The following is a 13,390-nucleotide window of genomic DNA, read 5'->3' as shown; positions in this document are numbered from 1 at the left end:
CGGGCCATGAGTTCCTCGCTGCGTCTGCATGCCCCTTCGGCGCTGGAGTATTTCGCCAGCCTGGTGGCCGAGGATGCCAGCATCAACCTGCTGGAGGCGGCCATCGCCATCGGCCAGGATGAATTCCCGCAGCTCGATGTGCAGGCCGTCCAGGCCGAGGTCGACACGCTGGCTCGGCGCCTCTTGCAGCGTTTGCCGGCCGATGCCCCGAGTGCGCACCGCCTGCGCGCGCTGAACCGCTACTTCCATACCGAGCTTGGCTTCGCCGGCAACGTCAACAACTACTACGAGGCCGGCAACAGCTATGTGCACCATGTGCTGGCTACGCGGCGTGGCATCCCGATCACGCTGGCCGTGATCTACCTGGAGCTGGCCAGCCAGATCGGCCTGCAGGCGCGCGGCGTGGCCTTTCCGGGGCATTTCCTGATCAAGCTGCACCTGTCCCAGGGCGAGGTGATGCTGGATCCGTTCAGCGGCCGCTCGCTCTCGCGCAGCGAGCTGGACGAAGCCTTGCAGCCCTACCGGCAGAGCGCCGGCCTGGCCGGCGACGTGGACCTGCCGCTGGAGCTTTTTCTACAAGCCGCCTCGCCCCGCCAGGTACTGGCCCGCATGCTGCGCAATCTGAAAGAGATCCACCGCGCCCAATCCGACTGGGAACGCCTGTTGCCGGTGCAGCAGCGCCTGGTGCTGCTGCTGCCTGATGAGCTGGCCGAGCGCCGCGACCGCAGCCTGGTACTGGAGGCCCTGGGCCACTGGAGTGCTGCGGCGGCCGACCTGGAGTTCTACCTGGACCATGCCGAGCAGGCGCCCGACCGGGCCGAGCAGCGCCAGCGGCTCGATGAACTGCGCCGCCGCGACGGCCCGGCGCTGCACTGAAATCTGCCACATAGAATCGGCGCGCCCCGTGCAGCGCCCACCCTTCCATCGCCCCTCCAAGCCGCCATGAAGCTCAGTCAACGTCAACGCCTGACCCTGGCCTGGATCGCCCTGGCCTTTGCAGCGTTCGCGCTGATCTGGTTGCTCAAGCCGGTGCTGGCGCCCTTCATTGCGGCCGGCGTGCTGGCCTATGCCCTGCATCCGCTGGTGAGCCAGCTGACCCGCCGCCGCGTGCCGCGCCTGCTGGCCGTGGTGCTGGTGGAGCTGATGGCGGTCCTCGTCCTGCTGGCCCTGGTGCTTTTGATCGTGCCCATCCTCAGCAAGGAGTTGCCGCTGCTGCGCGAGCAAATCCCCATCCTCGCCAGCAAGGCCAATGTCTACCTCGCGCCGCTGCTCAAGCAGGTCGGCATCGACGTGTCGCTCGACATCGTCAGCATCAAGGCCTTCGTGCTGAAGTACCTGGATGCCAACCTGGAAGACTGGCTGGCCACGGCGCTCAGCTCGGCCCGCATCGGCGGCAGCTTGCTGCTGACGCTGGTGGGCAACCTGGTGCTGTTGCCGGTCGTGCTGTTCTATCTGCTGCATGACTGGCCGGTGCTGCTGGAGCGCGGCTGGAACCTGGTGCCGCCGCGGCTGCGCGAGCCCGTGGGCGGCTTCCTGTCTGAATGTGATGCCATGCTGGGCCAATACCTGCGCGGCCAGTTGCTGGTGATGGGCGCCCTGGCCATCTTCTACAGCACGGGCCTGGCCCTGGCCGGCTTCGACCTGGCCCTGCCCATCGGCGTGTTCACCGGCATGGCGGTCTTCATTCCCTACCTGGGCTTCGGCCTCGGCCTGCTGCTGGCCCTGCTGGCCGGCCTGCTGCAGTTTGCCAATCTGTACGGCCTGCTGGCCGTGGTGGTGGTGTTCGGCCTCGGCCAGTTGATCGAAGGCTTCTTCCTGACGCCCCGCCTGGTGGGCGAGCGCATCGGGCTGTCGCCGCTGATGGTGATCTTCGCGCTGCTGGCCTTTGGCCATTTGTTTGGTTTTGTGGGCGTGCTGATCGCGCTGCCGCTGAGCGCGCTGGGCGTGGTGGCGCTGCGCCATGCCCGCCGTGCCTACCTGGACAGCCCGCTGTACCAGGGCTGACGAGTGAGTTGTTCTTGTTGAAGCAGATACCGCTGGCCATCGGCCCAGACCCCGAATACACGTTCGAGAACTTCGTGCCCGGCGCGAACGCCGGCCTGTTGGCCCAGCTGCGCCAGCTCGGCGCGGGCGGGCCGCCCGTGTTCATTTGGGGCCCGCCCGGCAGCGGCAAGACGCATTGCCTGCGGGCGCTGGCCCAGGCCTGGCAGGCCAATGGCGCCCAGGTCGGCTGGTATGACGCCGATACCGCCTTGCCCTGGGAGCTGCCGGTTGAGCCCTCGCTGCTGCTGCTGGACGATTGCCAGCGTTTCGATGCCGGCCAGCAGCACGCGGCTTTCACGCTTTTTGTCGAAGCGGCCACCCATGGTCTCGCCGTGGTGGCCAGTGGCACGGCGCCGCCGGTGGACCTGGAGCTTCGGGAAGACCTGCGCACCCGTCTCGGCTGGGGCCCCACCTTCGCGCTGCAGCCGCTCTCCGAAGCCGAGACCCGTTCGGCCCTGCGGCGCGAGGCCGACCGGCGCGGCATCTTCCTCGGCGACGAGGTGATGGACTACCTGCTCACCCGCTTCGCCCGCGACTTGAAACACCTGATGCGCCTGCTGGATCGGCTGGACGAATTTGCCCTCGCCCACAAGCGTGCCGTCACCGTGCCGCTGCTGCGCCAGATGCTGGCCGACGACGCTCCCCAAGAACCATGAACCTGACCCTGTTCGACCTTGACGGCACCCTGATCCCCCAGGACTCCGACCACGCCTTCGGCGAATACATGGTCAGGATCGGCTGGGCCGATGGCGCCGCCTGGGCGGCTCGCAACGACGAGTTCTACGCCCAGTACCAGCGTGGCGAGCTCGATGTCGATGCCTACATCGACTTCGCCACCTCGGTCTGGCGCTCGCGCCCGCCTGCCGAGGCCGAGGCGGCCCGCGCCCGCTTCATGGCCGAGGTGATGGCGCCGCTGATGCGCGACAATGCTCGCGCCCTGGTGCGCCAGCATCAAGACGCAGGGGACCTGGTGGCCATCGTCACCGCGACCAATGAGTTCGTCACGGCGCCGATCGCGGCGGCCTTTGGTGTCGAACACCTGATCGCGGTGAAGCTGCAACGCAACGCGGCAGGCGAGTACAACGGTCGCATTGACGGCGTGCCCTCGTTCCAGGCCGGCAAGATCAGCCGGGTGCGGGATTGGCTGGCGAGCGAGGGGCGACAATGGCAGGACTTCGAACGGACCACGTTCTACAGCGACTCGGTCAATGACCTGCCGCTCCTGGAGCAGGTCAGCCACCCGGTGGCGACCAATCCAACGCCGGCCCTGGCCGACATCGCCGCTGCACGCGGCTGGCCTCTTTTGAAACTCTTCGAAGCATGATCAAGAAATTCATCGACAAGCTGTTCGGCAAGGCTGCCGGCGCCACCTCGCTGGGCAAGCGGGTCGAGGTGCAGGTGGCTGAGCACGGCATCGATCCGACGCTGCTCGACGAGCGTGCCGTGCGCGTGGTGCAGACGCTGACCGAGGCCGGCTTCGAGGCCTACATCGTCGGCGGCGCCGTGCGCGACCTGCTGCTCGGCTGGCGGCCCAAGGACTTCGATGTGGCCACCAATGCCACGCCCGAGCAGGTGAAGGGCCTGTTCCGCCGGGCCTTCATCATTGGCCGGCGCTTCCGCATCGTCCACGTGGTCTATGGCCGCGGCCGCGAGCACGAGGTGATCGAGGTCTCGACCTTCCGGGCCTTGCCCAATGCCGAGAGCGCCGAGCAGGTCACGGGCAACGAAAAGACGTCCAAGGCCGAGCTGGCCGGCAAGGCCCATGTGGTCGATGCCGAGGGCCGTGTGCTGCGCGACAACGTCTGGGGCCCGCAGATCGAGGATGCGGCGCGCCGCGACTTCACGGTCAATGCGATGTACTACGACCCGCAGCGCCAACTGGTGGTCGACTATCACGGCGGCCTGGCCGACGCCAAGAAGCGCGTGCTGCGCATGATCGGCGACCCCGAGACTCGCTACCGCGAAGACCCGGTGCGCATCATCCGCGCCGTGCGCTTTGCGGCCAAGCTGGGCTTCGAGCTCGAGCCCAAGACGCGGGCGCCGGTCAAGGCCAGTGCCGCCTTGCTGGCCAATGTGCCGGCCTCGCGCCTGTTCGACGAAATGATCAAGCTGCTGCAGACCGGCCATTCGCTGGCCAGCCTGGAGCAGCTGCGCAAGCAGGGCCTGGCGCGCGGCGTCTTCCCCATCCTCGACGCCATGCTCAACAGCAAGGGCGAGCTCTACGAGGGCGCGCGCGGTCAGTTCGTGCGCCTCGCCTTCGAAGACACCGACCGCCGCGTGCAGGAAGGCCGGGGCGTCTCGCCGAGCTTCATGCTGGCCTGCATGCTCTGGCACGAGGTGCTGGACCGGTGGACCAAGATCCGCGAATCGGGCGAGCCGACGATTCCGGCGCTGCAGCAGGCCATCGACGCGGTCTTTGATGCCCGCATCGGCGACATCTCCGGCCGCGGCAAGCTGGCGGCCGACATGCGCGAGATCTGGATGATGCAACCGCGCTTCGAGAGGCGCAGCGGCAGCAGCGTGTTCAGCCTGATCGAGCAGCCGCGCTACCGCGCCGGTTTCGACTTCCTGCGCTTGCGCGCCGACGTGGGCGAGGTCGACGGTGCCCTGGCCGACTGGTGGGAAGACTTTGCCCTTGGCAGCGACGACGAGCGCGAAGCACTGCTGGAAGACGCTCGCGAGAAGGACAAGCGGCGCAGCCCCAAGACCCAAGGCCAGCCTCGCAAGCCGGCGGCTGCGGCTGCTCCTCGGGCAGAACCTGAGGGTGAAGACGGGGAGGGCGGTGACGCTGCGCCCGCCAAGAAGCGCCGCCGCCGCCGCAAGCCGGGCGGTGCCCGCAAGGCCGAGGGCGGTACTGCTTCCGGCCCGCAGGAATGATCAACGGATGAGAGAGCTCGCCTACATTGGCCTGGGCGCCAATCTGGGCGACACCCAGCAAGCGCTGGAGCAGGCGCTGGCCGAACTGGCCGCCTTGCCAGACAGCCGCCTTGTCGCCGTCTCCGGCGCCTACCGCAGTGCGCCGGTCGACGCCGGTGGCCCCGATTTTCTCAATGCCGTGGCGGCGCTGGAAACCGGTCTGGCCCCTGAGGCCCTGCTGGATGCCTTGCTGGCCATCGAGCTGGCCCATGGCCGGGAACGGCCCTATCGCCACGCACCGCGCACGCTGGACCTGGACCTGCTGCTCCACGGCCAGCAGCAGATCGCCAGCCCGCGCCTGAGCCTCCCCCATCCACGGCTGCATCAGCGGGCCTTTGTGCTGCTGCCCTTGCTGGAGCTGGCGGCGGGGCTCGTCGTGCCGGGCTTGGGTGCCTTGCAGCCCCATCTGCAGGGGACGCAGGGGCAGGCGATAGAACGCCTCCCGATTACACTCTCGGCCGTGCCGCGTGTGACGCGGTGATGAAAATCGATAGATTTCGAGAAAATCGAAAGATTTCAAGAAAATTCCGAGAATTTCAAACAGTCGTTGAAGTGATGGTGGGCCGCGCCGGCCCTTTCCGCACCACAGGAGTCCCCATGTTTTTTGGCAAGCTGCTGCCCCGCGAGGGCAATTTTTTCGAATTGTTCAATGAGCATGGCAGCCAGATCGTCGAAGGCGCGCGCGCCTTCATGTTGATGATCCAGAACTACAACGATCTCGATCTGCGCGAGAAGTACGCCGCCGAGGTCGACAAGGCCGAGCACGCCGCCGACCGCATCACGGCCGAGGTCAATCGCCTGCTGCACCGCACCTTCATCACGCCGATCGACCGTGAGCAGATCCACGGCCTGATCAATGCGATGGACGACATCCTCGACCTGCTGCAGGACTCGAGCGAAACCATGTCGCTGTACGACGTGCGCTCCATCCCCGAGGAAGTGCTGCGGCTCGGTGACCTGTCGGCCAAGTGCTGCGAGCGCGTTCAGCATGCCGTGACCCTGCTGCCCAGGCTGAACGAGCCCAAGACGGCCGAGGCCGCGATCAAGACCTGCGAAGAGATCGACAAGCTGGAAAGCGATGCCGACCGCGTGATGCGCTCGGCCATGTCCAAGCTGTTCCGCGAGCAGGACGACGTGCGCGAGCTGATCAAGCTGAAGGCCATCTACGAGCAGCTCGAATCGATCTCGGACCGCTGCGAAGACGTGGCCAACCTGATCGAGGGCATCGTCCTCGAGAACTCCTGATCGAGCGCTTCACATGCAATCGGTACAGGTAGCCCTCTGGGTCGTCGCACTGCTGGTCGTGCTGGCCGTGCTGTTCGACTTCATGAATGGTTTTCACGACGCGGCCAACTCGATCGCCACGGTGGTGTCCACCGGCGTCTTGAAGCCGCAGCAGGCAGTGCTGTTCGCCGCCTTCTTCAATGTCATTGCGGTGGCCTTTTTCCAGCTGAAGGTAGCGGGCACCATAGGCAAGGGCATCGTCGAGCCGGGCGTGGTGGACCATCACGTGATCTTTGGCGCGCTGATGGGGGCGATTGCCTGGAACATCATCACCTGGTGGTACGGCATCCCTTCCAGCTCCTCGCATGCGCTGATCGGCGGCATCGTCGGCGCGGTGATCGCCAAGGCCGGTGCCAGCAAGCTGATCGGCGGCGGCATCATGAAGACCGTGGCCTTCATCTTCGTCTCGCCGCTGCTCGGCTTCCTGCTCGGTTCGCTCCTGATGGTGCTGGTGGCCTGGATCTTCCGGCGAACGCCGCCGCTGCGGGTCGACAACTGGTTCCGCCGTCTGCAGCTGCTCTCGGCCGGCCTCTACAGCCTCGGTCACGGCGGCAATGATGCGCAGAAGACCATCGGCATCATCTGGATGCTGCTGGTGGCCTCGGGCTATATGTCGGCCAGCGACATGAACCCGCCGTCCTGGGTGATCTGGGCCTGCTATGTGGCCATCGGCCTCGGCACCATGTTCGGCGGCTGGCGCATCGTGCGCACCATGGGCCAGAAGATCACCAAGCTCAAGCCCGTGGGCGGCTTCTGTGCCGAGACGGGCGGGGCGATCACGCTGTTCCTGGCCACCTCGATGGGCATTCCGGTCTCGACCACCCACACCATCACCGGCGCCATCGTCGGCGTGGGCTCGGTGCAGCGTGCCTCGGCCGTGCGCTGGGGCGTGGCTGGCAACATCGTCTGGGCCTGGATCTTCACCATCCCCGCCTCGGCCTTCATGGCCGGCGTCTGCTACTGGCTGAGCTTCACGCTGTTCTGAGCCGAAGCACCCAAAATCAAACGGCCCGACCGAGCATCGCTCAGTCGGGCCGCTTTGTTTCTATTGCCGGGTTGGGCGACCTCAGGCGGTCTTGCGACGCGACTTGCCGGCCAGGCCAATCAGGCCGAGGGCCACCAGGGCCATCGAGGTCGGCTCGGGCACGGTGCCGCCGGTGGCAACGATCTCGGAGTAGTCAATGGCCCAGCTGTCCGAGGAGTTCGGCGTGAAGGAGACCGTGGCGAAGCCGTCAGCCAGCAGCAGCGGGTTGATGGAGAAGCTGAAGGTCTGAACTTCGATGTGGCCGTAGCCATCCAGCGGCAGCACGCCCACGGCCGTGCCGTCCACATAGACGGTGTAGGGGCCGGTGATGTCGGCGATGCCGGCGGTGCGGAAGCTCAGCGTGGCCGAGGAATAGCTGCCGGCTGCCAGGCTGTGGGTCCAGGACTGCGTGGCCGAGGTGTTGATCACCCGGTCGGTGAAGGCGGGGTCCGAACCGGTGGCGAAGATGGACCAGCCGCCCGGCAGCCAGACGCCTTCGGTGCAAACGCCGCCGGTGCCGAAGCAGTCCTTGTCACCGACCAGGCTCGTCACCGGCGAGGCTTGGGCAGCCGCCATGGGCAGGGCGATGGCCAGGCCGGCCAGGATCTTGGTGATGCTTTGCAGTTTCATGTTCTAGCCTTTAAGGTTGTGTGATTGCCAAGGCCGGCGTTCGTTGGATCAACGCATCAAGCCTGTGCTGCAGATGCTTGCAAAGATCAGGCCATGGCCGAGTGAGCGGGAGGCCGCCACGATCACGGTCGGGTCGGCCGGCGCCATCAATCAAGGGTTTGCCCGGGCCTCGCGTGCAAAGTTCACGGCGAGTTTGAGGGGGGTGAGGGGGCTGCAAGCGCAGCGTGCAGGGCCTGCAGGCCCCCTTTGTGTAAAGCCGGCCGACGCCAGTCCCCCGGGGCTTGAGCGGCGGTGCGGCTACTGGCTGATCGCCTGGGCTGCCTCGGCCTGGGTCTCGTAGTAGCGCTGTGCGCTGAAGGCAATCGTCGTCATCAGGCAGGTGCCGCCCAGCAACAGGCACAGCACGACGCCGATCACGGCGCCCCAGCCACTGTTGCGACCGGTTTGACCGGGGTTGTGTTGTTCGTCCCAGCGCTCATCCGGCGTGAGGCCGTGGATGATGCCGCTGAGCATGGCGTAGCTGAGCATCAGGCCGAGTAGTGGCATCAAGAACCAGCTGAGGCGATCATCCTGACCCAGCTCGCCCATGCGATGTATGCCGTAAAGGCCGGCCAGCGTGGGCCAGGGGTGCAGCCAGAACAGCTTGTCCTTGAAGCCGTGCAGGTAGAGACGGTGCAGGCCGAACACACCGAGGCCGAGCGCCAGCCAGGTCGTTAGCGTCTTGGATTTGTAGTTGCTCATGCCGTGATTTCCGGTGAACTTTGGTCACCCTGGCCCAGCTGCCGCTGCATCAGGACCACGTCCAGCCAGCGGCTGAATTTCCATCCGGCGCTCTTCAGCACGCCAGTGTCCTGGAACCCGAGGGCGCGGTGGACGCCGATCGAACCCCGGTTCTCGGCGTCACCAATCACGGCCAGCATCTGGCGGGCGCCGAGCGCCTCGCAACGCGCGATCAGCTCGGCCAGTAGCAGCTTTCCGAGTCCCAAGCCCTGGCTGTCGGGATGCAGGTAGATCGAATCTTCCAGGCAGAAACGATAGGCCATGCGCGGGCGGAAGTAGTTGGCGTAGGCGTAGCCCAGCACCTGCTCTCCGCGTTGCACCACCAGCCAGGGCAGGCCCCGCCCCAGTACCTCGCCACGGCGGCGAGTCATCTCGGCCAGATCGGGGACTTCGGTCTCGAAAGTGCCGGTGCCATGGAGCACGGCATGTTGGTAGATCGCCTGGATGGCCGGCAGGTCGGCATCGAGGCTGGGACGAATTTGTAGCGTGGCAGCGGGAGGATTCAAGTTTTCTGTGCTCATCTAGGGTTTTCTCTCCGGCGCGAGTCTATAATGCCGGGTTTTGGTGCTGGTCAGCCGAGGGGCTGGCGTATCTACAGCGGCCAACAACGGTGTGGAGTGACTCAATTGTGTCAGTTCGCACCACCCGAACTGCTTGCCCTGAGTGTCTCCTGGTGCGGTAGTTGCTCTGAATACTTTGGAACAATCATGGTTGTGATTCGTCTGGCACGTGGCGGCTCTAAGAAGCGCCCCTTCTACAACATCGTCGTGGCAAACAGCCAAAACCGCCGTGACGGCCGCTTCATCGAGAAGGTGGGTTTCTACAACCCCGTCGCTTCCGGTGCTGCCGAGCCGCTGCGCGTGGCCCTGGACCGCGTCAGCTACTGGACCGGTGTCGGCGCTCAGCTGTCGCCGGCCGTCGCTCGCCTGGTTGGCGAAGCGAGCAAGAAGGTCGCCGCTTAAGTGACGGCTTCGTCCGACCTGCAAGCAAGCGTCACCGAGCCGACCTGGCCCGAGGATGCGATTGAGGTCGGGCGCCTTCTGGACGCCTGGGGCGTCAAGGGCTGGATCAAGGTGCAAGCCTATTCAGCCGATGCCCAGGCGCTGTTCTCGTCGCGCCGCTGGTTTCTGAAACCGGCCGACGACAACAAGCCCGCAGTGGCGAGCAAGGTCAAAGCCTTGCCCACCCTGCTCAAGATTCTTGCGGTCCGCGACCACGGTGATGGCATTGTTGCCAACATCGAAGGCGTGACCGACCGCAACGGCGCCGAGGCTCTCGGCGGTGCGCGCATCTTCCTGTCGCGCAGCAGCTTCCCCAAGCCCGAGACCGACGAGTACTACTGGGTCGACCTGATCGGCCTGTCAGTGGTCAATCGCCAAGGCGAAGAGCTCGGCACCGTGGCCGGCCTGATGGACACCGGCCCGCACAGCGTGCTGCGCATCACGCCGCCCGGCCTGCAAGCGCCGGTCAAGCCCGACCAGGAACGCCTGATTCCCTTCGTGGCCGCCTTCATCGACGATGTGGACCTGGCCGAGCGGCGCATCAGCGTTGACTGGGGCCTGGACTACTGAGTCCCACAGCTCGCGCCCGGCGAGTCCACGATGCGCTTCGACTGCATCACCCTTTTCCCCGAATTGTTTGCACCGCACCTGAGCAGCGGCGTGACCCGCCGTGCTTTCGAGAGCGGCCAGGTCGACGTCAGGCTCTGGCAACTGCGCGATTTCGCTGAAGACAATTACCGCCGTGTCGATGACCGGCCGTTCGGTGGCGGCCCCGGCATGGTGATGCTGGTCGAACCGCTGGAACGTGCGCTGGCAGCCGTGAAGGCCGTTCGAGTGGAAGCTGCGGCAGATGCGGGTGCGTCGCCGGCCATCATCCATTTCAGCCCGACCGGCCGCCGTATCGATCAGGCCCTGGTGCAGGAATTGGCGGCGGGGAAGGGCGGTGTGCTGCTGTGCGGCCGCTACGAGGGCATCGACCAGCGTTTTCTCGACCGTCATGTGACGCTTGAACTGAGCCTCGGCGACTTCGTGCTCTCCGGCGGCGAGCTGCCGGCCCTGGCCTTGCTCGACGCCATGGCGCGCCTGCAACCTGGCGTCTTGAACGATGCGGCCTCACACCAGCAGGACAGCTTTTCCGATGGCTTGCTGGACTGCCCGCATTACAGCCGCCCCGAGGTGCTGAGCGGCCTGGACGGGCAGACCGAAGACCTGGCCGTGCCGGCGGTGCTGATGTCGGGCCACCACGCGCAGATCGCCCGCTGGCGCCGGGAGCGCTCGCTCGAGCGCACCCTGGCCCTGCGCCCGGAGCTGATTGCTGCCGCCCGCGCAGCAGGGCGTCTGAGCCGCGCGGATGAAGCCTTTTTGCGCAGCCTTTCCGAGCCCTCGAAACAGGCCTGACGGACGTCTCGCCATTTGTGGCTATAATGACGGGCTTTTCGATCCTCTGTCGGGCCGAACGCTGGTCAGCTTGACCAGCCCCTTTTGCAGGCAACTGCCATCCGTTTGATGGTCAGGGCTGCGGCGCCAACAAGATCCCATGGAGAACTGCAATGGACTTGATCCAAACCCTTGAGCAAGAAGAAATTGCTCGCCTGAACAAGACCATCCCGGCCTTCGCCCCTGGCGACACCGTGATCGTCAGCGTCAACGTCGTTGAAGGCACCCGCAAGCGCGTGCAGGCTTACGAAGGCGTCGTGATTGCCAAGCGCAACCGCGGCCTGAACAGCAGCTTCATCGTTCGCAAGATCTCGAGCGGCGAAGGCGTGGAACGTACGTTCCAGCTGTACAGCCCGCTGATCTCGACCATCGAAGTCAAGCGTCGTGGCGATGTGCGCCGCGCCAAGCTGTACTACCTGCGCCAGCGTTCGGGCAAGTCGGCTCGAATCAAGGAAAAGTTGGCCTAAGCCAATCGCTTTTCATGCAAAAGCCGCCTTCGGGCGGTTTTTGTTTTTGGGCTCTATGCTTTCAACATGGTTCGCCCACCCATCCTCAATCCACAGGCCGTACCCGTCACCGCGGTGGATGCGCATCTGCCCGCTGTCGCAGCCGAATCCCTGACCAGCGATGCGCTGCGAGCCCGCTTCGCTACACCACCCGCCTGGCAGGTCGAGATTCCCGGCGATGGTGGGCTCTTTGCCGACCGCCCGCCGGCCGCTGCCTCGGTGCTGGTGCCGCTGGTGATGCACGAGCAGGGCCTGCACCTGCTGCTCACGCGCCGCACCGACCACCTGCGCGACCACGCCGGCCAGATCAGCTTTCCTGGCGGCCGTGTCGAGCCGGAAGACGGCAATGCCATCGCCACGGCCCTGCGTGAAACCGAGGAAGAGATCGGCCTCGCACGCCGCCATATCGAGGTGATAGGCGAGCTGCCGGTCTACGTGACCGTGACCGGCTTTCATGTCACGCCGGTCGTGGCCCTGGTGCAACCCGACATCGAATTGCGGCTCGATGAATTCGAGGTGGCCGAGGCCTTCGAGGTGCCACTGGCTTTCTTGATGGACCCCGCCAACCACCGTCGCCATCGCTTCGAGTACGCCGGTGGCGAGCGCAGCTTCTTGTCCATGCCCTGGACCAGCCTCGACGCCGCAGGCCAGCCGCGCGAGTACTTCATCTGGGGCGCCACGGCCGCGATGCTGCGCAACTTCTACCGCTTTCTGTCAGCCTGAGCTATAGCGGCCGCTATCATCGGCGCCCATGAACTTCTTCGCGGTCCTGTTTGCGCTGCTGGTCGAGCAGCTGAAGCCTCTGCCCCACGGAAACAAGGTCCACGACGGCGTGATCGCCTGGGTGCGCTGGACCGGGCGCAACTTCGATGCAGGCCGCGAGCATCATGCGGCCGTCGTCTGGACCATCACCGCTGTTGGCCCGGCGCTGCTGGCAGCTGCGGTGCACATCGCGATCCGCCAATTCAGCGACATGCTGGCCCTGGCCTTCATGGTGCTGATGCTCTACCTGACGCTGGGCTTCCGTCAGTTCAGCCATTACTTCACCGACATCCGCGACGCGCTCGAGCGTGGCGATGAGCTCGAGGCGCGCCGCCTGCTGTCGGCCTGGCGCCATCTGGACGCGAGCGAGCTGCCGCGCACCGAGCTCTTGCGCCACGTGGTCGAGCATTCGCTGCTGGCTGCGCATCGCCATGTGTTTGGCGTGTTCTTCTGGTTCATCGTGCTGTCGACGCTGGGTCTGGGGCCGGCTGGTGCGGTGCTCTACCGCATGGCCGAGTTCGCCAGCCGCTACTGGGCCTTCAAGAGCCGCACCACCGATGCGCCGACCAACGAGCGCCTGATGCTGCTGTCTCGCCAGCTGTTCGGCTGGGTCGACTTCGTGCCGGCACGCCTCACCGCCACCGGCTTTGCCATCGTCGGCAATTTCGAGGAGGCGGTGAACGGCTGGCGCCGTGACGCGAGCCTCTGGATGCATGCCAACGAGGGCATCATCCTCGCCTCGGCCGCTGGCGCGCTGGGCATCCAGTTGGGCGGCCGTGCGGCACCCGGCGTCACGCCGGATCGCAGCAAGACCTTTGAATCGGGCAGCGATGCCGATGCCACGGGCGCTGCAGGCTCCACGCCGGGCGCGCCGCTGCAACTCGGGCATCTGCAGAGCGTGGTGGGCCTGGTCTGGCGCTCGGTCGTGCTGTGGATGCTGCTGCTGGCCCTGCTGACGCTGGCCAATCTGGTGGGCTGAACGAGGACAGGCAAGACCGTACCCCGGC

At 65.9% G+C, this 13,390-nt stretch carries 17 protein-coding genes; 14 read left to right on the top strand and 3 right to left on the bottom strand.

Features of this window, described 5'->3' with window-relative positions:
• Positions 1-6 precede the first annotated feature (6 nt).
• The 8 genes from J7U46_RS11225 to J7U46_RS11190 all read left to right on the top strand — a co-directional run bounded on the left by J7U46_RS11225 (position 7) and on the right by J7U46_RS11190 (position 7,228).
• The gene (locus J7U46_RS11225) at positions 7-876 is read left to right on the top strand and encodes a tetratricopeptide repeat protein (protein WP_282825783.1); all 870 of its coding nucleotides are present in this window, start codon (positions 7-9) and stop codon (positions 874-876) included.
• Positions 877-942: 66 nt separating this feature from the next.
• Positions 943-2,004: an AI-2E family transporter gene (locus J7U46_RS11220; protein ID WP_282825781.1), complete on the top strand. Its 1,062-nt coding sequence runs from the start codon at positions 943-945 to the stop codon at positions 2,002-2,004.
• Between the two features lie 14 nt (positions 2,005-2,018).
• Positions 2,019-2,699, top strand: a complete 681-nt coding sequence (gene hda, locus J7U46_RS11215) for a DnaA regulatory inactivator Hda (RefSeq protein ID WP_349239488.1) — start codon at positions 2,019-2,021, stop codon at positions 2,697-2,699.
• A complete protein-coding gene (locus J7U46_RS11210) occupies positions 2,696-3,367 on the top strand; it encodes an HAD family hydrolase (protein WP_282825779.1) in 672 nt (223 codons plus the stop codon). The genes hda and J7U46_RS11210 overlap by 4 nt, the downstream gene beginning before the upstream one ends.
• Positions 3,364-4,920 (top strand): polynucleotide adenylyltransferase PcnB, encoded by a 1,557-nt coding sequence (pcnB, locus tag J7U46_RS11205; protein ID WP_282825777.1) that lies wholly within the window; start codon positions 3,364-3,366, stop codon positions 4,918-4,920. The genes J7U46_RS11210 and pcnB overlap by 4 nt, the downstream gene beginning before the upstream one ends.
• Before the next feature lie 7 nt (positions 4,921-4,927).
• Positions 4,928-5,440 (top strand): 2-amino-4-hydroxy-6-hydroxymethyldihydropteridine diphosphokinase, encoded by a 513-nt coding sequence (gene folK, locus J7U46_RS11200; protein WP_282825775.1) that lies wholly within the window; start codon positions 4,928-4,930, stop codon positions 5,438-5,440.
• Between the two features lie 116 nt (positions 5,441-5,556).
• Positions 5,557-6,204, top strand: coding sequence for a DUF47 domain-containing protein (locus J7U46_RS11195; protein WP_282825773.1), 648 nt, complete (start codon positions 5,557-5,559; stop codon positions 6,202-6,204).
• A 13-nt stretch (positions 6,205-6,217) separates the two neighbouring features.
• The gene (locus J7U46_RS11190) at positions 6,218-7,228 is read left to right on the top strand and encodes an inorganic phosphate transporter (protein ID WP_282825771.1); all 1,011 of its coding nucleotides are present in this window, start codon (positions 6,218-6,220) and stop codon (positions 7,226-7,228) included.
• An 81-nt stretch (positions 7,229-7,309) separates the two neighbouring features.
• Here the strand turns inward: J7U46_RS11190 and J7U46_RS11185 are convergent, their stop codons facing one another.
• From J7U46_RS11185 to J7U46_RS11175, 3 genes are all read right to left on the bottom strand, one after another.
• On the bottom strand, positions 7,310-7,897 hold the full coding sequence (locus J7U46_RS11185; protein ID WP_282825769.1) for a PEP-CTERM sorting domain-containing protein: 588 nt from the start codon (positions 7,895-7,897) through the stop codon (positions 7,310-7,312).
• A gap of 297 nt (positions 7,898-8,194) precedes the next feature.
• Positions 8,195-8,638, bottom strand: coding sequence for a hypothetical protein (locus J7U46_RS11180; protein WP_282825767.1), 444 nt, complete (start codon positions 8,636-8,638; stop codon positions 8,195-8,197).
• Positions 8,635-9,198, bottom strand: coding sequence for a GNAT family N-acetyltransferase (locus J7U46_RS11175; protein WP_282825766.1), 564 nt, complete (start codon positions 9,196-9,198; stop codon positions 8,635-8,637). Before J7U46_RS11175 ends, J7U46_RS11180 begins: the two co-directional genes overlap by 4 nt.
• Before the next feature lie 186 nt (positions 9,199-9,384).
• Between J7U46_RS11175 and rpsP the strand changes: the two genes are divergently transcribed.
• The 6 genes from rpsP (at position 9,385) to J7U46_RS11145 (ending at position 13,362) form a co-directional block, all read left to right on the top strand.
• Positions 9,385-9,639 (top strand): 30S ribosomal protein S16, encoded by a 255-nt coding sequence (gene rpsP / locus J7U46_RS11170; RefSeq protein WP_282825764.1) that lies wholly within the window; start codon positions 9,385-9,387, stop codon positions 9,637-9,639.
• Complete coding sequence (gene rimM, locus J7U46_RS11165) at positions 9,640-10,248, top strand: ribosome maturation factor RimM (RefSeq protein ID WP_282825763.1); 609 nt, start codon at positions 9,640-9,642, stop codon at positions 10,246-10,248.
• A 30-nt stretch (positions 10,249-10,278) separates the two neighbouring features.
• The gene (gene trmD, locus J7U46_RS11160; RefSeq protein WP_282825762.1) at positions 10,279-11,076 is read left to right on the top strand and encodes a tRNA (guanosine(37)-N1)-methyltransferase TrmD; all 798 of its coding nucleotides are present in this window, start codon (positions 10,279-10,281) and stop codon (positions 11,074-11,076) included.
• 152 nt (positions 11,077-11,228) lie between these two features.
• Complete coding sequence (rplS, locus tag J7U46_RS11155) at positions 11,229-11,582, top strand: 50S ribosomal protein L19 (protein WP_282825760.1); 354 nt, start codon at positions 11,229-11,231, stop codon at positions 11,580-11,582.
• A gap of 66 nt (positions 11,583-11,648) precedes the next feature.
• Positions 11,649-12,344 carry a CoA pyrophosphatase gene (locus J7U46_RS11150; protein ID WP_282825759.1) on the top strand — a complete coding sequence of 232 codons (696 nt, stop codon included), beginning with the start codon at positions 11,649-11,651 and terminating at the stop codon, positions 12,342-12,344.
• 28 nt (positions 12,345-12,372) lie between these two features.
• A complete protein-coding gene (locus J7U46_RS11145) occupies positions 12,373-13,362 on the top strand; it encodes a CobD/CbiB family protein (protein WP_282825758.1) in 990 nt (329 codons plus the stop codon).
• The last annotated feature ends 28 nt before the right edge of the window (positions 13,363-13,390 follow it).

The sequence above is a fragment of the Pelomonas sp. V22 genome, assembly GCF_030014915.1.
Lineage (GTDB): Bacteria > Pseudomonadota > Gammaproteobacteria > Burkholderiales > Burkholderiaceae_C > JAUASW01.
This window is presented reverse-complemented; position numbering and strand designations above follow the sequence as displayed.